The sequence below is a fragment of the Sporolactobacillus sp. Y61 genome, assembly GCF_040529185.1.
GTDB lineage: Bacteria > Bacillota > Bacilli > Bacillales > Sporolactobacillaceae > Sporolactobacillus.
Genome location: NZ_CP159510.1, coordinates 1,879,240 through 1,897,977 on the forward strand (window position 1 = coordinate 1,879,240; position 18,738 = coordinate 1,897,977).

Consider the following 18,738-nt stretch of genomic DNA (forward strand, 5'->3'; position numbering starts at 1 on the left):
ATGTAACATGACGCGATCACGATTATTTGATATTAATGGATGGAAATTGACGACCCATCGCCTGCATAAGGAACAGATGCGTCTGGAGGAAAGCCTGACCTCGCTTGGGAATGGTTATATGGGGATGCGCGGCAATTTTGAAGAGACGTACTCCGGCGATCATCATCAGGGCACGTATTTCGCGGGGATCTGGTATCCGGACAAAACCCGTGTCGGCTGGTGGAAGAACGGGTATCCCAAATATTTCGGCAAAGTGATCAATAGCATGAATCTGATCGGTTTGCATCTTTTCCTCGATGAGGAAGAGGTGGATCTTTACAAGGATCCGGTTGAGCATTTTCAACTTGAACTGGATATGCGGTCGGGCACTTTGAAGCATTCCTATGTCATCGTGAAAAAAGGGAAAAAAACGCGGATTGAGGCCGAACGATTTCTCAGTATTGTCAATAAAGAGATCTGCGCGGTACGCTTTCGCGTGACAGGGTTATCCGGTCCGGTTTCCGTCCGGCTCGTCCCTTACCTTGACGGAGACGTGCGAAATGAGGATGCAAACGATGAGGAGATGTTCTGGCTTGAGACAGGCAGGTCGTCAGAGCCGGGATGCTCCAGCCTGGCTGTTCGGACCATCGATAATCCGTTTGGCACACCGGTCTTTACTGTAGCTGCTTCGATGGCCGTCCGGACTGATTTTCAGGCAGATGTTTCAGAGAATCAGAGGCCCTTATATGTCGCACAATCCTTTGCTGCCGATCTGGAAGCGGGGCGTTCGCTGACTCTTGACAAATTTGTGGCGGTCACGACAAGCAGGGATGATGATGTCCCGAAATTACTGCCAAAATCCAGGGAACTGCTCGGCCAGGCGGCAGACAGCGGATTTTCAGAACTGAAAAAAGAACACGCCGCGGCCTGGCACAGGCGGTGGGAAAAGTCGGATATTACGATTGACGGCGACGATGAAGCGCAGCAGGGCATCCGCTTCAATCTGTTTCAGCTTTTTTCCACTTACTATGGCGATGATGCGCGCCTGAATATTGGCCCGAAAGGTTTTACCGGTGAGAAATACGGCGGGGCAACGTATTGGGACACGGAGGCTTACGCGGTACCGTTTTATCTTTCCACTGCGGGTCCGGCTGTGACCCGGCAACTGCTTTTGTACCGCTATCATCAGCTTGATGGTGCATATCATAACGCGCGGCAGCAGGGACTGAAGGGCGCATTGTATCCGATGGTCACCTTCACAGGAGTTGAATGTCATAATGAGTGGGAAATCACATTTGAGGAGATCCACCGCAATGCAGCGATCGCTTATGCAATTTATAATTATGTCAATTATTCAGGTGATAAATCCTATATTGATCAGTACGGGATTGATGTCCTGACCGGTATCTGCCGGTTCTGGGCGGACCGGGTCCATTTTTCAAGACGCCGGGGCAAGTACATGATTCACGGAGTGACCGGTCCGAATGAATATGAAAACAATGTCAATAACAACTGGTATACGAACAAAATGGCCGCCTGGACTTTAGGGTACACACTCAGCGTACTGGATCTGGTCAGTACCGGAAAATATCAGGCGCTCGGACTGTCACAGAAAGAAACGGATCACTGGCAGGACATCATTGACCGGATGTATTATCCCTTCGATGAGAAATTGGGTATCTTTGTCCAGCATGATACCTTCCTGGATAAGGAAATCAGACCGGCAACAGAAATTCCCCGGATGAGCGGCCGATCAATCAGCACTGGTCATGGGATAAAATCCTGCGTTCCTGTTTCATTAAGCAGGCGGATGTTCTGCAGGGTATTTATTTCCTCAATGATCAATTCAGTGATGAAGAGAAGAAACGGAATTTCGAATTTTATGAGCCGCTGACGGTGCACGAATCCAGCCTGTCGGCCTGTGTGCATGCCATCCTCGCATCGGAGCTGGGAAAGAAAGAAAAGGCACTGGCTTTGTATCAGCGGACGGCGCGGCTCGACCTTGACAATTATAATAACGACACAGACGACGGGCTGCATATTACCTCCATGACAGGCAGCTGGCTCGCCATCGTTCAGGGTTTTGCCGGGATGCGTACGTTTCAGGAAACGCTTTCTTTTGCACCTTATTTACCGGACGAGTGGCAGGCATACTCATTTAAAGTAAACTACCGCGGACGGCTGATTCAAGTCAGGATCGAAAAGCAATCCCTGCATCTGGATCTGCTTTCGGGCAAACCTCTTCAGCTGAAACTCTATGGACGGGCGATCCTGCTTGAGCACGCATACTCCGGGAAACTGTGCACAAAGAGGGAGGTGGGCAAAACGTGAAGGCAGTCATCTTTGATCTGGACGGTGTCCTTACCGATACGGCAAAGTATCATTTTGAAGCCTGGAAAAATCTGGCCCGATCGATCGGTATCGAGATAGACGAGACGTTTAATCAACACCTGTTGGGCATCAGCCGGATGGAATCCTTAGAGCTTATCCTGCAATTCGGCGGCCGGTCAGATGATTTTTCCGCATTAGAGAAGGACGAACTCGCCGCCAGAAAGAACGAGGCCTACCGGGGACTGATTTCCGGCATGACACCGGCTGATCTGCTTCCCGGCATCGGTCAGTTTTTAAGGGATTTGAAAGAGGCGGGGATAAAAATCGGCCTGGCCTCAGCAAGCAGAAATGGTCCGTTTATCCTCGACAGTCTGCAGATCACCTCATTTTTTGATGCAATCGTTGATCCGGCAAAATTAAAAAAAGGAAAGCCGGATCCGGAGATTTTCGCTGCAGCGGCTGCACAGTTAAAAATGCGCCCTGCCGAATGTGCCGGGATTGAGGACGCAGTTGCCGGCATTCAGGCCATCAACGCAGCGGGTATGTTTTCCGTTGGCATCGCGACACCTGCCGCTGCTGCTGCCGACTGGCGTGTGGCATCGACGGCGGAACTGACACTTGAACGTCTGAAACAGCATTTTACCCGAAAGGATAAATAACGGACATGGAAAAGCAGCCGCGTGCAGGCTGCTTTTCCAGTGGATGGACTGGTTACGGGATCAGTAAAAAGGAATCAGGTGTGCCGACTGCCCGATCTGGAAAATAAATGAAGCGGCGCTTTTTTCAGGCTATAATAAAAGAGTTAATGGAATTGTGACACGGAGGAGGTGCCCATCATGAATATCAACCGTCTCGCCCGGAATTATCCGGGAACCATAGTGGAAAAGACTCCCTTTGTCCCCAAAAAGAATATGCTCTATTTTTATGAGGATCCGTACTATATTGGCATTCCTTCCCAGACGCTCTCTGACCGTGAACGAAACCTGCTGGTTATGCTGCTGAATCAGGAAGTTCCGCCGGTATACAGCGGTAAGGGCCGGCTGTGGTACGATTTGCTGGTCCGCGGGTTGCCGGTAAAAGATCTTGATCTGTCCATAAGCGTGCGGGTGACGCGTTTTCAGATGAGTGCCAGACTGCCGCAGGATGACCTGGCGGAATGGAGGCAGGCCCTGGAAGCTTTTTTTGACAGATCAGACAGTTTCATATACCTCTCATCGACGCAGGGCCTGATCATTGAAGAGAAGCCTTCAGTCCCGGCAGAGGACCTTCGTGCCATTGCCAATACACTGGAAAATGATTTCTCGGTCAAAACCTACTTTCAGATCGGGCTCAGGTATCCGGCAACCGGATTGCTGAAAGGCGCTTTTCAGGAAGAAGGCGATTTATTTCGGAGATTCCTGTCTGCTTCATCCCCGAAAGAGGTGACGAGTGTCGCATGCAGCTTTTTCTCCCTGCTGAAGCCGCTGATCAGCGAATGGGCGATTTTAGCTGAAGTACGGACGATGATCACCGATGATCCTGTCTGCGTCAGAATGATCAGGTCGCTGTGGGAGAGCCAGGGGAATATCAGCACCGCGGCGAAGCACCTGTTCATGCATCGGAATACGCTGCAATACCGGATCGAGAAATTTTATGAAATGACCGGCATCTCCCTGAAAGAGATGAACGGGCTGACCCTTGCTTATCTCTCCATTCTTTGATGCCGTGATCAGCCCGGCATTTGCCGGTATGATTCACCCTTGTGCTATACGTTAAGGAGGGGTAAAATTTTTCAGAAAAAAACCCTGGGAACGCCGCCTGTCCGGCAGCGCCCGCGGGGCCTTTTCTGTCGTAAAATCAGCCGGCAGTCAGTGATTTTTCCGTCTCCGGATCAAAGAAATGGGTTTTACTGACATTGAGAGCCAGAGTCACATTGTCGCCTGCATGATAAGGTGTCCGGGCGTCGACACGGGCAATGAAATTGTGGGTGCCGACTTGAGCATGCAGCATAAATTCCGCCCCCGTCAGTTCGGGGATGTTGATCTTGGCCTGTATCACGCTTTTCGGGCTGGAATTGATGACGACAGGTTCATCATGAATGTCTTCCGGACGGATCCCCATGATGATCGGTTTATCCAGAAAGTTCTTGTTGCGGAGGATTTTAAGCTTGCCCTCTGGAATTTCGATGTCGATATCATCGCCTTTAAAATGGTTGCCCTCAAGTGTTCCATGGAAGAAGTTCATAGGCGGTGAACCGATAAATCCACCGACAAAGAGGTTGGCCGGCGTATCGTAGACATCTTTTGGTGACCCCACCTGCTGGATCACACCGTCTTTCATAATAACAATCCGTGTCGCCATGGTCATGGCTTCTGTCTGGTCGTGCGTGACGTAAATCATCGTGGCTTCAAGATTCTGATGCAGTTTGCTGATTTCCGAACGCATCTGCACACGCAGTTTTGCATCCAGGTTGGACAGCGGTTCGTCCATCAGGAAGACTTTGGCGTCGCGGACAATCGCCCGGCCCAGTGCCACACGCTGCCTCTGGCCGCCTGACAGTGCTTTCGGTTTTCGGTCAAGATATTCTTTAATGCCGAGGATCTCAGCAGCATGTTCCACACGCTGTTTAATCTCAGCCTTCGGTACCTTGCGCAGCTTCAGGCCAAATGCCATATTGTCGAAGACGCTCATATGCGGATACAGGGCATAGTTCTGAAAAACCATCGCAATGTCCCGATCCTTTGGAGCGACATCGTTCATTTTCTTACCATTGATGTACAGTTCACCTTTTGAAATTTCCTCAAGGCCGGCGATCATACGCAGTGTAGTAGACTTTCCGCACCCGGAAGGGCCGACGAATACAATAAATTCTTTATCGGCAATATCCAGGTTGAAGTCTGAAACAGAAGGGGTGGTGCTATTATCATAAATTTTGTACATATGTTTTAGTGAGAGTTCCGCCATGATCTTTTCACTCCTTATCTTTGATACGTCTATCATAATGCAAACGCTTTCATCATTGTATGTCAGGATGCTTAATTAATGTATCCCTCTTTTGTGCACAATGACGAATCCGCTTACATTTATGAACGGGCAGTACCCCCAACCTCCAGGTCATGAGAGTAAATGAACAGGACGGGGTGGGTGATCACTGCCCGCAGAAGCCCGCCGGGTTCAAACGAACAATCCGCAGGGGATGGGCGCAGGCTATAAACGGGGGCGCCCTGTCGCAACACTTGCACGGACACGTCCTGTGCGCCCGAAAACTCCCGGGAAATAAAGTTTCACTTAATGTTCTCATTTTCAGCAGGCGGCGCCGGATCGCCGTCAGTCCCAAGCGGCATCATTCATCGCAGCATTCATTATTGATGAAAAGCGGCAGCCAATCGGGTATACTGAAAATACAGCGAGATGGTGGAAGGAGGGAATTCAAATGTCCGATAAATCATCAGAAGAACTTAAAGATCGCGTACTCGAAAAACTGGAAGATGTGATTGATCCGGAACTGGGTATCGATATTGTTAATCTCGGCCTGGTCTATGGCGTGGATATAGATGAAGAAAATAATGTGCTGGTCACGATGACACTGACTTTTATGGGGTGTCCGCTGTCTGCATCACTGACTTATGAAGTGAAACGTGCGCTGGCAGACATTGAGGAACTGGGTGAAGTGGAAGTGAACTTTGTCTGGGATCCGCCGTGGACGAAAGAAAGAATGTCCCGCTATGCCCGGATCGCGCTTGGACTTTCCGATTAATTGTGCTTCTGCCTGGCAGAGGCACTTTTTTTCTCTGCGGTTAATGATCAGGCCCGCTCCGGCATACCCTGATAGAAATGATAAATCGGGGGAAGATGTGTTGGAACAGGCACTGGTTTATGGCGGATTGTCCCGCCCGGGTATTCTATTAACAAAAGAGCTTATGGATCGCGGAATAGAAGTCACCGCCCTCAGTTCGGCCATGACTTCAGAAGAACACACTGCGGAAGAAAACCGGGCGCTGTTTCTGGGCAGAAATGCTTTATTCCGAGAATCCGTGCGGCAGAATGATCAAGCCTGCGATTATGTATTTTTTACAGACTGCTGCCGGGCCGAAACTGCGTTTATGGACCGGATAATAGAAAAAATCACAGATACGCTGGATACGCTGTCGCAGGCCGGTTCCCTGGTCCTGCTTTCTTCAGTCGATATTTTTGGCAACAGGGCAAGAGGGAACCTGGAAAATCATCCCGTTCGCCCGACAACACAGGCGGGCCGTATGGCGGATGAAATGGAACGGGTTTTTATCAAGCGTCTGCGAAAAATCAAATTTAACCACGCTGTTATTTTAAGATCAGAACCGATAAAAGACATGGATGAGCAGGTTGCAGAAAAAGCAGCCATTCTCATGACAGAGATGGCTTTAAGGGACTTTCCCGGTTCTGAGATCGTCCATTATTTCAGTCATTCCGGAACAGAACCTGCCCTGAACATGAAAATCAGGAAGCTTCTGGGGGATCGCTTTTCATGGCTGTGACAAAAAAATGAATCGGAACGAATACAGTTCTGCGCCCCGATTTTCTGAATCATTTACGGTTTGAACATTTTCAGAAGAGGGGACAGCTGCTTGATGGCAGGAGCTGTCTGATTAATGACAGAAACAACCTGAGTGGCTCCATTGACCACTTTCCCGATATCAAATTGTCCGTTCTGATCCAGAAATGGTTTCAGTATTGCAGGCTGCATGGCCTGGCTCGGCACTCCGCCTGCCTGCCACCCGCTGTTCTGATAATAGTTCTGAGCCGGGTGTGCAGGCGGTAAAGGACTGCCAAACATCAAGTGTGTGAACGGATCATAAGCACTGTCTCCGGGATTTTGTCCTTGCTGAATCACATTTTACACCCCCTCGTTCACTGATCTGGAATAGGGTATTCCATCTCTTGTATCTTATGCCTGATCAGCTGTTTTGTGAGGTCTGTTCGCCTGTGAAACGCATGTTAGCAAATGGACAAATATAGGGTGTTGTATTATATTGTTACCAAGTCCTATTATATACTGTTATGATCTGAGAGGAGAATTGCGGATGTCCGCAGGAATATTGGGTGTAGGAAAATTCATCCCCGAACGCGTAGTGACAAACTTTGATTTGGAGAAAAAAATGGATACATCAGATGAATGGATCCGGACAAGAACAGGTATCCAGGAGCGACGAATAGCTGACGAAAAGACCAATACTTCAGATATGGCTTTTGCTGCAGCAAAAGATGCTATAAAAAATGCCGGTATTCGTGCCACGGATCTGGATATGATTCTCGTTGCAACCGTCACGCCGGACCAGCCTTTTCCATCAATGGCCTGCATGCTTCAGGATAGACTTGGCGCAGGACACGTTGCAGCGATGGATATCAGTGCTGCCTGTTCAGGATGTATTTACGGTATGATAACGGCGAAACAGTTTATTGATTCCGGCGTATATAAGCATGTTCTTGTTGTTGGTGTTGAAAAGCTTTCGAAAATTACCAACTGGGAAGACCGGACAACTGCCGTTCTTTTCGGTGATGCCGCCGCTGCTGTCGTCCTTGGGCCGGTTTCCGAAGGCCGGGGTATTATTTCCTGGGAACTGGGTTCGGACGGAAGCGGAGGGAAAAATCTGTATCAGGACGGTCCGTTCATCAAAATGAATGGACGCGAAGTATTCAAATTTGCTGTCCGGCAAATGGGAGAATCGGCTGTTCATGTTGTTGAAAAAGCCGGATTGAAAAAAGAGGATATTGATTTTTTGATCCCGCATCAGGCAAATATTCGTATTATGGAAGCATCAAGAGAACGACTGGGTATTCCGGAAGAAAAAATGATTAAGTCGATCCATAAATACGGAAATACTTCATCATCGTCCATTCCGCTGGCGCTCGCCGATGCAGTAGAGGAAGGTCGGATAAAAGAAGATGACCTGATCGTCATGGTTGGCTTTGGCGGCGGACTGACCTGGGGAGCGCTTACGCTCCGCTGGGGAAGATAAGGCTCAAAGCCGGTTCGCAGCATAAACAAAATGATATATTATAATGAGATAATTGGATAAAGGACCTGATTACGTTTATTATATGATTTGTTGAACATTTTAAAAGGGAGAGAATGGGATGAAAAGAAGAGTCGTTGTTACCGGATTAGGTGCAGTGACACCTCTTGGCAATGATGTACGGACAACATGGGAAAATGCGATTTCCGGTAAATCCGGTATCGATTTAGTGACTCGAGTGAATCCGGATGATTTCCGGGCGAAAGTGGCAGGGGAAGTGAAAAATTTCGACCCTGAAAAATATATGACACATAAAGAAGCCCTGCGTATGGATCGTTTCACTCAGTACGCAGTTGCTGCAGCAAAAATGGCAGTTCAGGATGCTGGCTATCAGGTTGACGAATCCAATGCAGAACGGACCGGTGTCTGGATCGGCTCGGGTATAGGCGGTATGGAGACTTACGAAAAAGAGCTGCGCACTGCGCTTGAAAAAGGATGGCGTCGGGTCAGTCCGTTTTTTGTGCCGATGATGATCCCGGATATGGCTTCAGGACAGGTGTCGATTCAATTGGGAACCAAAGGGATCAACGAATGTACCGTTACGGCCTGTGCAACCGGAACCAACTCGATTGGCGATGCCTATAGAGTGATCCAGCGGGGAGAAAATGATGCGGTGCTCAGCGGCGGGGCAGAAGCGCCGCTCACGAATATGGCTTTTGCCGGATTCTGCTCTTCGCGTGCCTTGTCAACAAACCCTGATCCGAAGACAGCCTGTCGTCCGTTTGATAAGAACCGTGATGGTTTCGTTATGGGTGAAGGTGCCGGTGTGGTTCTTCTTGAGTCTCTGGAATCTGCGCTTAAGCGCGGTGCGCATATTTATGCAGAAATCGTTGGTTACGGTGTGACAAGCGACGCTTTCCATGTGACTCGTCCGGATCCGGAAGGACGGGGTGCCACTCGCTCGATGCAGATCGCGCTTCATGATGCGGGACTGACACCGGAACAGGTGGATTATATTAATGCTCATGGGACGAGTACCGCTGCGAATGACTCTACCGAAACAATGGCCATTAAAGACGTTTTTGGCGAGTCTGCGCGCAAGGTCGCCATCAGTTCGACAAAATCGATGACCGGACACCTCCTCGGTGCTTCAGGCGGTGTTGAGGCCATCTTCTCCATTAAAGCCATGGAAGACGGAATCATTCCTCCGACCATCAATTATGAAACGCCTGATGAGGCATGCGACCTGAATTACACACCCAATGAATCTGTCAGGAGAGACGTTAACGTATCCATGTCCAATTCATTTGGATTCGGTGGCCACAATGCAACTCTGGTCTTTAAAAAATACGAAGGTTAATCGGTCGAACACGTCTTTTTGCACCCGGAATCCCGGGTGCTTTTTTGTTTCCTCTTATCTGCCACATAGTTCACTAGATTCAGGCATATAGTTAGCCATATCACGAGAATCGATAAACAGAAATTATGGCTTTTGAGAATAAATTTTCCAATCCTTGACCATAATGTTTGCAAATCAATAAAGAGGGGACGAAGCGTTCATGGAGATCATAAGCGATATCTGGGTGAACTGGTTTGAAGGGGAAGAGAACAGTTATAATGTCTGTGAATTTTATGAATGGCGCAAGCATGACTTTATCGAACTGCTCGATCAGGTCCCGCTCGTGAAAGTTGAATCCTCGCTGTTCGACTATATTGAAAATGATCTGCAGGACCTGCCGGAAGACTTGCTGAAACTCATCAGAAACAAAAGTGTTATCTGCAAAAATAACCAGAGAGAAGTTATTGAATATTGTTTTGTTGCAACAGATGGGCAGCGGGCTATTGCTGCCGATACTCTGGGTTACAGAATTCCGGTACGTAAAAGCCGGCTGATTCCGAGGCAGGAGAATATTGTTCTGGAAAAGGTGGAAAAAATGAAGCCGGAAAGTTTTCCAATCTTGCTTCCCGGGCATGAAAGGGCGTATCATCTTCTTTCTCTGGATCCCAGGTTTATGATTGGACTGACACGCAGAGAACGTCATATGAAGCAGCTGCTTTTTATGGCGCTTGACCAGTTGCGTACAGCAGGAAGCCTTGAGGAGATCCGTTACTGGTACACAGAATGGTATCCCACTCATTATGCAGAAAGCCGTCATATGAGTTTTGAAGAAGCATGGGGAGCTCTGGTTTCCGCTATGAAGATCGGCTGGTCGAAAAAACACAGCGCGATCTGTGAACGGATGATTAAAGGGCAGTCCTACTTCGAGAAACTCTGGGAACTGGAACAGGGCCCAAAGGTCCAGTAACGATAAAGACGAGAAGATCAAAAGCCCGATGCATCGATCCGCATCGGGCTTTTGATCTTTTGTCTCTGTTAAACCTGTCTGTTGTTTCTCGCTCCCGGATGCCCGTTTTCCGCGGGGGGACCGTGAGCTTCCCCGGATGGAACTCTTGTCGCGCGGGCTGACCCCGCCACTATCCCGCAGCGTCCGCCTTCCGCCCAGTGTTAACGTTAGCAGGGAAACGTAAACTTCGCCTGTACTAAAAAATGGTATTTTTGCAGGGAAAAAGGATCAGAAACGGGGCGCTTACTTACAGCCTGCTGCTCCGGCCGATTCCCAGGGCTTTCTCTGCATTTTTCAGCGTTTTTCTGGCTATATCGTATGCTTTTTCGGCGCCGGCATCCAGCACTTCGTCCAGTTCGGACGACTCAATTAAATTTTGATAACGTTCACGTATTGGTTTTAATAATCCGGCAACCGATTCTGCCACATCCATCTTGAATGTTCCATATCCCTTTCCGTTGTATGCTTTAACGAGCTCCTCGATGGATCGCCCGGATGACAGGGAGAAGATGTCAAGCAGATTTGAGATCCCCGGCTTATGTTCACGATCATATCTGATTTCCGCTTCATCATCGGTAATCGCGCTCTTGATTTTCTTGATGATATCTTGCTCACTGTCCAGCGTGAAAATAGTTGCTTTACGGTTTTTATCGGATTTACTCATCTTTTTCTCAGGCTCGGCAAGAGACATAATACGTGCCCCGACAGGCGGGATGTACGGTTCCGGCAGTGTAAATACTTTCCCGTACCTGTTATTAAAGCGTTCGGCAAGATCACGCGTCAACTCCAGATGCTGTTTCTGATCGGCACCGACAGGAACGAGTTCTGTCTGGTAGAGCAGAATATCTGCGGCCATCAGCGGCGGGTAGGTGAGCAGACCGGCGGGAACGGCCTTCTTTCCCTTCGATTTGTCTTTGAACTGCGTCATCCGTTCCAGTTCTCCCATGTAGCTGGTACACTGCATGATCCAGCCCAGCTGGGCATGGCAGGGGACTTCGGACTGAATGAACAGGATCGATCGCTCCGGATCAATGCCCATAGCCAGATACAATGCTGCCAGATTGCGTATATTCCGCTGAATTTCCGCAGGGTCCTGCGGCAACGTGATGGCATGCTCATCCACAATACAGTAAATACACTCATTTCCTTCCTGAAGGGACACAAAATTTTTCATAGCGCCCAGATAGTTGCCAAGATGAGGAATCGATGTTGGTTGTACACCGGAAAAAATTTTCGACAAAATATTCACCTTCCTGATTGGTGTATAAATACAGAGTAAATAAAAAAGGTCTGTCATCCGCAAGGGACGATAGACCGTGGTGCCACCCTAATAGTTTCCTGTTTTCAGAAAACCTCTCGTTTCGGATCCATATTGAAAAACAGATCCGACTCCGCTGTAACGTACGGGTACGTCAATACCTACTATCCATCCGGCTGAAGACTGGTGTTCGGGTTGAAGCTCAAAAGTCCATTCCACGACGCTGGTTCCGCCCGGATCTCAGCTCCCGGACTCTCTGGTGGACGGCGCCGTGTACTCCTCTTTTTCATCGCATGTCGTCTTTTATTGAGACATAGTATAAATGATTTTTTCCTCTAAATCAAACGCTGCGTCTGAAAACAGGTGAAAAACCCATATAGCTTCTTTGATTTTTGAAAAATCGGATTATAAAAATAAGGCCACAGCCAGGCTCAGCAGGAAATAGAAGGCACTGATAATAATCAGCGGCCAGGTGATTCCGGTGCGCTTTCCGTCCCGTATTTTATATTGCGAAAGAGGGGGCTCCGTATCCTGATCTCCAAGACGGCTTTTCCGGACAGAGCGGGAGAACCTTTTAAAACTGTAGATCATCCCGTCAAAGAAGCCGCCCTGAATAATAAAAATGATTAAACCCACATTGAATGCCAGCAGACTGATCGTCCCCAGCGCATCGGTCAGGGCGTGTACGGAAAAGGGATGTTCATAAACAAACTGAATGATAACCGTCAGGACGGGCTCGATGACAGCCATCGACAGATAAAGCGCTCCCGGTTTTAGTGAGCAGGACCTCATGTAACCACCTCACATCTATCATACAAGACCACGTGCAACCGGACAACAAATACCAGATTTTCGCATTCCTGTATCATTTTTTTACCGTATCATGCACAATAGTCATAAAAATTTTAAAAAAATACATGCAAAATCGTTAAAGAAAGATTAAAATAGCATTTAAAGATGAATTTGACTTCTGAATTGTTAGAATGATAGTTCATCTTAAATAGAATACAATTTTTAGGGGAGGTCAATGCTTTGAAGAGAGCGAAAGCTAAATGGTCACTCGTGCTGTCTTTTGTGCTGGCAATCAGCCTGGTGCTTGCAGCCTGCGGCGGCTCCGGCAGCAGCAGCAGTGACAAGAGCAAAAGCAGCAACAAACTGGCCAAGGATCAGACACTGAATCTGGCCATAGGTGCGGATATTCCGACACTTGATCCGACACAGGTTACCGATACGGTATCCAACAATGTGGTAGCCATGACCATGGCAGGACTGACAAGGATGCATAACAATAAGTACGAATGGGATCTGGCCACCGGTGAACCGGAAATCAGTGCGGACAAGAAGGTTTATACCTTTAAGCTTCGTGACCAGAACTGGTCGGACGGCAAACCTGTCACAGCCCAGGATTTCGTTTACGGCTGGCAGCGCCAGAATGATCCGGCAGCAAAACCTGCCTACAATTTCCTGTTTGCCTCGGTCGGTATCCTGAATGCAGCAAAAATACAGAATCCGGACGATCCGATGTATGGCAAGTTCCAGAATCTCGGTGTCAAAGCTCTGGACGACAAGACACTGCAGGTTACCTTGGAACGTCCTGCCCCGCCTTTCTTCTACAGTCTGCTTTCACAAGCACAGTTTATGCCTCAGCGTGCTGATTTTATCAAGGCGCAGGGTAAGAAATACGCACAGAGTGCTGAAAATGTGCTTTATAACGGTCCGTTTGTTCTTGACAGCTGGAAGAAGGGCAGCGGCTGGACGTACAAAAAGAACGGGGACTACTGGAATAAAGCAAAAACAAAACTGAATACCGTTAATTTCCGGGTAGTCAAGGAAACATCCACAGCAATTAACCTTTACAAAACGAACAAGATCGACGAAGTCGGCCTGACTGCTGAATATGTTGATTCCTTCAAGAAATCGAATCCGAAAGAAGTACAGAGTGCGGTTTCTTCACCGACATGGTTCCTCCGGTTCAATCAGAAAACAAACAAAAATCTGAAGAATATCAATCTGCGTAAAGCGATTGGTGCAGCTATTGACCGTGAAGGACTGGTTAAAACAATCCTGAATAACGGTTCTGTTGCATCTAATTACGTTGTTCCGGCTCATTTTGTCACCGGTCCGGATGGAAAAGACTTCCGTGCCGCTTCGCCTGATGGTTTTCCTGCCGGCGATGCAGCTGCTGCAAAAGATTACTGGAATAAAGCTAAAGAGGAACTTGGTATATCGAAGCTGCACCTGAATTTCCTCAGCCAGGATGGCAGCAATACTCAGCAGTTGAATCAGTATGTAGCCAATCAGATTAAGAAAAATCTGCCTGGTGTGACCGTAACAATCAATTCACAGCCATTCGCAAATTATCTCAAGCTTACCGATGAATTTAAGTTTGATATTCAGTTCGGCGGCTGGTTCCCGGACTATCAGGACCCGATGACGTTCCTTGATATGTGGACGACTGATCAGCCAATGAGCACGACAGGATGGTCAAATAAGAAATTTGATAATCTCGTCAAAACTGCTTCTGAAGGCACAGCTGATTACAGCAAACGCTGGAATGAGATGATTCAGGCCGAAAAAACAATGATGGCAGATTACCCGATTGCCCCTCTTTATCAGGAAGGACATACATGGGCACAGAAGCCGTACGTTAAGGGTCTTTCATTCCCAAGCTATGGGGCTGAAACCGACTTTGCTCAGGCTTATCTGCTTGAACACTGATCTATCTCTAAGAGCATCTGCTCCGGACAGGAGAAAGGGGAGTACCGGATCGGTACATCTCCCCTCATATCTTAGATATATGATAGAATAAGTGACACGAAATAAGAAAATGAATAGTGGAAAAAAGGCATGACAACGCCTTTTTTCGCGAGTCCAGGAAAATTGACAAATCAAATTAATAAAAAAACAGATGCAAAAGAAAGAAAGAACTTGTATAATAGCACTTGTAGGTTGAATTTGTCTTCTGAATTGAAAGAAAATTCGCCGAAAAAAAGATAATCATAATAATGGGGAGGTCATTGCTTTATGAAGGCTAAAGCAAAATGGTCACTGGTGCTGTCTTTTGTACTGGCACTCAGCCTGGTGCTTGCAGTCTGCGGCGGTTCCGGCAGCAGCAGCAACAACAACGGCAAAAGCAGCAATAAGCTGGCCAAAGATCAGACGTTGAATTTCGCCATCACAGCGGATATTCCGACACTTGATCCAACACAGGTTACTGACACGACATCGAACAATGTTGTTCAGATGACGATGGCCGGTCTGACCAGAATGCACAATAACAAATTTGAGTGGGATATGGCGCAGGGTGAACCTGAAGTGAGCGCGGACAAGAAGGTGTACACGTTCAAACTTCGCGATCAGAACTGGTCGGACGGCAAACCGGTAACAGCTCAGGACTTCGTTTACGGCTGGCAGCGTCAGAATGATCCGGCTGCGAAGCCTGCTTATAATTTCCTCTTTGCCTCGGTTGGTGTTAAAAATGCAGCAAAGATTCAGAACCCGGACGACCCGATGTATGGTAAGTTCCAGAATCTCGGTGTTAAAGCTCTGGATGATAAAACGCTGCAGGTGACACTTGAACAGCCGGCACCTCCGTTCTTCTACAGTATCCTTTCACAGGCACAGTTCATGCCGCAGCGGGAAGACTTTGTCAAAGCACAGGGTAAAAAATATGCTCAGACTGCTGACAGCCTCCTGTACAACGGTCCGTTTGTTCTTGACAGCTGGAAGAAAGGCAGCGGCTGGACGTACAAAAAGAACGGTGATTACTGGAATAAAGCAAAAACGAAGCTTGATACCGTTAATTTCAAGGTAGTCAAGGAAACATCTACAGCAATTAACCTTTATAAGACAGGTAAAATCGATGAAGTCGGATTATCTTCCGAATATGTTGACGCCTTCAAGAAATCAAATCCTAAAGAAGTAAAGAGTGCGGTTGAATCGGGTACTTTCTTCCTGTACATCAACCAGAAAACCAATAAAAATTTGAAGAATCTAAATTTACGTAAAGCAATCAATGCAGCGATTGACCGTGACGGACTTGTTAAAACAATCCTGAATAACGGTTCTGTAGCATCCAACTCCGTCGTACCGGCCGGATTTGTTAAAGGCCCGGATGGCAAAGACTTCCGCGCGGACACACCGGATGGCTACCCGGCCGGTGATGCGGCTGCTGCCAAGGAATACTGGAATAAAGCGAAAAAGGAACTTGGTATTTCCAAACTGGAACTGAACTTCCTCAGCCAGGACAGCAGTTCAACACAACAGCTGAATCAGTATGTAGCTAACCAGTTAAAGAAAAATCTTCCTGGTGTAACAGTTAAGATCAATGCACAGCCATGGGCTAACTATCTTGATCTGAACCAGAAATTCCAGTTTGATCTCGCATTCAGCGGCTGGTTCCCGGATTATCAGGATCCAATGACCTACCTCGATATGTGGACGACAGGTCAGCCCCAGAACACAACAGGCTGGTCAAACAAGAAATTCGACAGTCTGATCAAGTCCGCTTCGACAGGTACTGCTGATGTTGCAAAACGCTGGGATACAATGAAGCAGGCGGAAAAAATCATGATGGCTGATTATCCAATTGCTCCTCTGTATCAGTCAGGACATACTTGGGCAGAAAAACCGTATCTGAAAGGTCTTAACTACCCAAGCTATGGACCGGAAATTGACTTCTCCAGAGCTTATATTCTGGAACATTAATTAATAGCAAGTCTTTTCATGCTGGTTGATTTGAAAATTGATGAGAGGGGAGTATATGTCAATCCTGGCGTATACTCTCCTTTCCATTAATCAGAGTTGACAAGTTCAATCTGCTCTATTTGAATCAGACCTTACCCACTTTATCACTTGACAATAAGGAATGAAAGAATAGATAATAGATATTTAATGTATGGGGAGGTTAAATCGTGTTTCGATATATCATGAAGCGGATTCTCTATATGTTTATCAGCTTTTATGTTGTTCTGACACTGACGTTTCTGTCGATGAAAATGATGCCCGGTACACCCTTTAAATTTGCCAACCGACTGTCGCCGGAACAGCTGGGTCAGCTGAAGCATTATTATGGGCTGGATCAGCCGGTTGCTGTTCAATACGTGCATTACTTGTGGAATTTTATCCACGGTGATCTTGGCGGATCGTTTCAATACGGGATGCAGCCGGTGACAGAATTTTTGATACAAAGATTTCCGGTTTCTTTCCAGCTTGGCCTGGAAGCTATGGTTGTTGGAACCATTCTCGGTATTCTGTTCGGCATTATCGCCGGACTTTACCGGGCGAGATTTCTTGACTGGGGAACAATGACACTATCTATGATTGGTATTTCCATTCCATCATTTATTTTCGCCGCTATCCTGCAGTATGGCCTTTCAGTGTTCGTTCAATGGTTTCCGGTAGCAGGATGGGATACACCTATGTCTCATGTGTTGCCTGTGACCTCTCTGGCCATCGGTGTGGTAGCCCTTATTGCTCAGTTCATGCGCAATGAAATGGTTGAAGTGCTGAATCAGGATTACATAGTAACAGCGGAAGCCAAGGGATTGACGACATCAGCAATCATCTTTAAGCATGCGATTCGTAACGCGCTGATTCCGGTCGTTACAGTGATAGGTCCGATGACTGCAGCAATTGTCACCGGGTCACTGGTTATCGAAAATATTTTTACGATACCCGGGATCGGTTCCCAGTTTGTTGAAGCGATAGTCACCAATGATTATCCAATGATTATGGGAACAACAGAACTCTTCGCTGCTCTGTTTATTGTTGCCATTCTTGTTGTTGATATTCTCTATGGAATTATCGATCCGAGAATTCGGATTTCGGGAGGTCAGTCATCATGAGTGCAACGAACACAGAAGTGACCAAAGAAATGTTTGTCCCGGCTGAAATTGATCATTCAGTCAGTGAACAGATTACCGGCGAAAGCATCAGTACGACAAGGGATGGGCTCCGGCGTTTCCTCCAGAATAAAGGTGCGGTCATTTCACTGATTATCCTTATTGCCCTCGTTGTGATGGCACTTATCGGACCACACTTCAATAATTACGATATTGATGATCAGGATCTGGAGCGTGTCAACCTGCCGGCTAAGATTACTGCACTGTCATGGATTCCGCTGTTTGATGGTAAAGAACAGGGCGTAGACGTCTATCAGGAAAAAAACATAAAGACAGATTTCTGGTTTGGCACAGATTCTCTTGGCCGTGACTTATGGACAAGAACCTGGAAGGGAACGCAAATCTCTCTTTTTATCGCTCTTGTTGCGGCACTGGTTGATCTGTTCATTGGTGTCACTTATGGGGGCATCTCCGGATATTTTGGCGGAGCAACCGATACGATCATGCAGCGAATCGTCGAGATTATTTCAGGTATTCCAAATCTTGTGTGGATCATTTTACTTATTCTGATCATGCAGCCGGGATTATTTGCGATTACTGTCTCTATTCTTGCCACAAGCTGGGTTTCTATGTCCCGAATCGTCCGGGGAGAAATGCTTAAGCTGAAGAATCAGGAATTTGCACTGGCGTCCAGAACACTTGGAGCGAGTCATGGGCGAATTATTTTACGTCACCTGATACCCAATTCGATGGGTATGATTATCGTGAACACAATGTTCTCCATTCCAAGCGCTATTTTCTTTGAGGCTTTTCTCAGCTTTATCGGCCTCGGCATCCGTCAGCCGGGCGCTTCACTGGGTACTCTGATCAATACCGGGTATGAAGTGCTGCAGCTGCACCCTTATCAGACATTCTTTCCGGGTGTTATCATTTCTTTGCTGATGATCTGCTTTAACATCATGGGTAACGGGATTCGTGACGCATTCGATCCGAAGCTGAGAAACTAAAAT

At 47.5% G+C, this 18,738-nt stretch carries 15 protein-coding genes, 1 pseudogene and 1 other annotated feature; of the genes and pseudogenes, 12 read left to right on the plus strand and 4 right to left on the minus strand.

Annotated features, from left to right (window positions below; genetic code table 11):
• The first annotated feature begins 7 nt into the window (after positions 1-7).
• From ABNN70_RS08875 to ABNN70_RS08885, 3 genes and pseudogenes are all read left to right on the plus strand, one after another.
• Positions 8-2,310: pseudogene (locus ABNN70_RS08875) on the plus strand (glycoside hydrolase family 65 protein).
• Positions 2,307-2,969 (plus strand): beta-phosphoglucomutase, encoded by a 663-nt coding sequence (gene pgmB / locus ABNN70_RS08880; protein WP_353947585.1) that lies wholly within the window; start codon positions 2,307-2,309, stop codon positions 2,967-2,969. The pseudogene ABNN70_RS08875 and the gene pgmB overlap by 4 nt, the downstream one beginning before the upstream one ends.
• 177 nt (positions 2,970-3,146) lie before the next feature.
• Entirely contained in the window at positions 3,147-4,010 is an 864-nt protein-coding gene (locus tag ABNN70_RS08885) for a helix-turn-helix domain-containing protein (protein WP_129929706.1), read from the plus strand.
• 136 nt (positions 4,011-4,146) lie between these two features.
• On the opposite strand, the gene ugpC is transcribed toward ABNN70_RS08885, so the two are convergent.
• Entirely contained in the window at positions 4,147-5,253 is a 1,107-nt protein-coding gene (gene ugpC, locus ABNN70_RS08890) for a sn-glycerol-3-phosphate ABC transporter ATP-binding protein UgpC (RefSeq protein ID WP_129929705.1), read from the minus strand.
• A 469-nt stretch (positions 5,254-5,722) separates the two neighbouring features.
• On the opposite strand from ugpC, the gene ABNN70_RS08895 reads away from it, so the two are divergent.
• Positions 5,723-6,046, plus strand: coding sequence for a metal-sulfur cluster assembly factor (locus ABNN70_RS08895; RefSeq protein ID WP_129929704.1), 324 nt, complete (start codon positions 5,723-5,725; stop codon positions 6,044-6,046).
• Between the two features lie 100 nt (positions 6,047-6,146).
• A complete protein-coding gene (locus ABNN70_RS08900; protein ID WP_129929703.1) occupies positions 6,147-6,803 on the plus strand; it encodes a hypothetical protein in 657 nt (218 codons plus the stop codon).
• A gap of 53 nt (positions 6,804-6,856) precedes the next feature.
• On the opposite strand, the gene ABNN70_RS08905 is transcribed toward ABNN70_RS08900, so the two are convergent.
• Positions 6,857-7,159 carry a YppG family protein gene (locus tag ABNN70_RS08905; protein ID WP_353947586.1) on the minus strand — a complete coding sequence of 101 codons (303 nt, stop codon included), beginning with the start codon at positions 7,157-7,159 and terminating at the stop codon, positions 6,857-6,859.
• Between the two features lie 190 nt (positions 7,160-7,349).
• On the opposite strand from ABNN70_RS08905, the gene ABNN70_RS08910 reads away from it, so the two are divergent.
• The 3 genes from ABNN70_RS08910 to ABNN70_RS08920 all read left to right on the plus strand — a co-directional run bounded on the left by ABNN70_RS08910 (position 7,350) and on the right by ABNN70_RS08920 (position 10,588).
• Complete coding sequence (locus ABNN70_RS08910) at positions 7,350-8,285, plus strand: beta-ketoacyl-ACP synthase III (RefSeq protein ID WP_353947587.1); 936 nt, start codon at positions 7,350-7,352, stop codon at positions 8,283-8,285.
• Between the two features lie 118 nt (positions 8,286-8,403).
• A complete protein-coding gene (gene fabF, locus ABNN70_RS08915; RefSeq protein WP_353947588.1) occupies positions 8,404-9,642 on the plus strand; it encodes a beta-ketoacyl-ACP synthase II in 1,239 nt (412 codons plus the stop codon).
• A 199-nt stretch (positions 9,643-9,841) separates the two neighbouring features.
• Positions 9,842-10,588: a DUF3603 family protein gene (locus ABNN70_RS08920; protein ID WP_353947589.1), complete on the plus strand. Its 747-nt coding sequence runs from the start codon at positions 9,842-9,844 to the stop codon at positions 10,586-10,588.
• A 286-nt stretch (positions 10,589-10,874) separates the two neighbouring features.
• Here the strand turns inward: ABNN70_RS08920 and trpS are convergent, their stop codons facing one another.
• Both trpS and ABNN70_RS08930 read right to left on the minus strand, forming a co-directional pair.
• Positions 10,875-11,867, minus strand: a complete 993-nt coding sequence (gene trpS, locus ABNN70_RS08925; RefSeq protein WP_129929698.1) for a tryptophan--tRNA ligase — start codon at positions 11,865-11,867, stop codon at positions 10,875-10,877.
• A gap of 59 nt (positions 11,868-11,926) precedes the next feature.
• Positions 11,927-12,184: a binding site (T-box leader), on the minus strand.
• A 106-nt stretch (positions 12,185-12,290) separates the two neighbouring features.
• Complete coding sequence (locus ABNN70_RS08930) at positions 12,291-12,677, minus strand: DUF3899 domain-containing protein (RefSeq protein WP_129929697.1); 387 nt, start codon at positions 12,675-12,677, stop codon at positions 12,291-12,293.
• Positions 12,678-12,917: 240 nt separating this feature from the next.
• On the opposite strand from ABNN70_RS08930, the gene ABNN70_RS08935 reads away from it, so the two are divergent.
• The 4 genes from ABNN70_RS08935 (at position 12,918) to opp3C (ending at position 18,735) form a co-directional block, all read left to right on the plus strand.
• Positions 12,918-14,603: a peptide ABC transporter substrate-binding protein gene (locus ABNN70_RS08935; RefSeq protein WP_353947590.1), complete on the plus strand. Its 1,686-nt coding sequence runs from the start codon at positions 12,918-12,920 to the stop codon at positions 14,601-14,603.
• A gap of 306 nt (positions 14,604-14,909) precedes the next feature.
• Positions 14,910-16,592, plus strand: a complete 1,683-nt coding sequence (locus tag ABNN70_RS08940; protein ID WP_353947591.1) for a peptide ABC transporter substrate-binding protein — start codon at positions 14,910-14,912, stop codon at positions 16,590-16,592.
• A gap of 206 nt (positions 16,593-16,798) precedes the next feature.
• Positions 16,799-17,731: an ABC transporter permease gene (locus tag ABNN70_RS08945; protein ID WP_129929694.1), complete on the plus strand. Its 933-nt coding sequence runs from the start codon at positions 16,799-16,801 to the stop codon at positions 17,729-17,731.
• Positions 17,728-18,735, plus strand: a complete 1,008-nt coding sequence (gene opp3C, locus ABNN70_RS08950; protein WP_353947592.1) for an oligopeptide ABC transporter permease — start codon at positions 17,728-17,730, stop codon at positions 18,733-18,735. The genes ABNN70_RS08945 and opp3C overlap by 4 nt, the downstream gene beginning before the upstream one ends.
• The last annotated feature ends 3 nt before the right edge of the window (positions 18,736-18,738 follow it).

What these genes read in the sequence shown, in the direction of transcription:
- ABNN70_RS08885 (WP_129929706.1), top strand. Translation starts at nt 3,147, where the DNA reads ATGAATATCAACCGTCTCGCCCGGAATTATCCGGGAACCATAGTGGAA.
- ugpC (WP_129929705.1), bottom strand. Translation starts at nt 5,253, where the DNA reads ATGGCGGAACTCTCACTAAAACATATGTACAAAATTTATGATAATAGC.
- ABNN70_RS08895 (WP_129929704.1), top strand. Translation starts at nt 5,723, where the DNA reads ATGTCCGATAAATCATCAGAAGAACTTAAAGATCGCGTACTCGAAAAA.
- ABNN70_RS08910 (WP_353947587.1), top strand. Translation starts at nt 7,350, where the DNA reads ATGTCCGCAGGAATATTGGGTGTAGGAAAATTCATCCCCGAACGCGTA.
- fabF (WP_353947588.1), top strand. Translation starts at nt 8,404, where the DNA reads ATGAAAAGAAGAGTCGTTGTTACCGGATTAGGTGCAGTGACACCTCTT.
- ABNN70_RS08920 (WP_353947589.1), top strand. Translation starts at nt 9,842, where the DNA reads ATGGAGATCATAAGCGATATCTGGGTGAACTGGTTTGAAGGGGAAGAG.
- ABNN70_RS08930 (WP_129929697.1), bottom strand. Translation starts at nt 12,677, where the DNA reads ATGAGGTCCTGCTCACTAAAACCGGGAGCGCTTTATCTGTCGATGGCT.
- ABNN70_RS08940 (WP_353947591.1), top strand. Translation starts at nt 14,910, where the DNA reads ATGAAGGCTAAAGCAAAATGGTCACTGGTGCTGTCTTTTGTACTGGCA.
- opp3C (WP_353947592.1), top strand. Translation starts at nt 17,728, where the DNA reads ATGAGTGCAACGAACACAGAAGTGACCAAAGAAATGTTTGTCCCGGCT.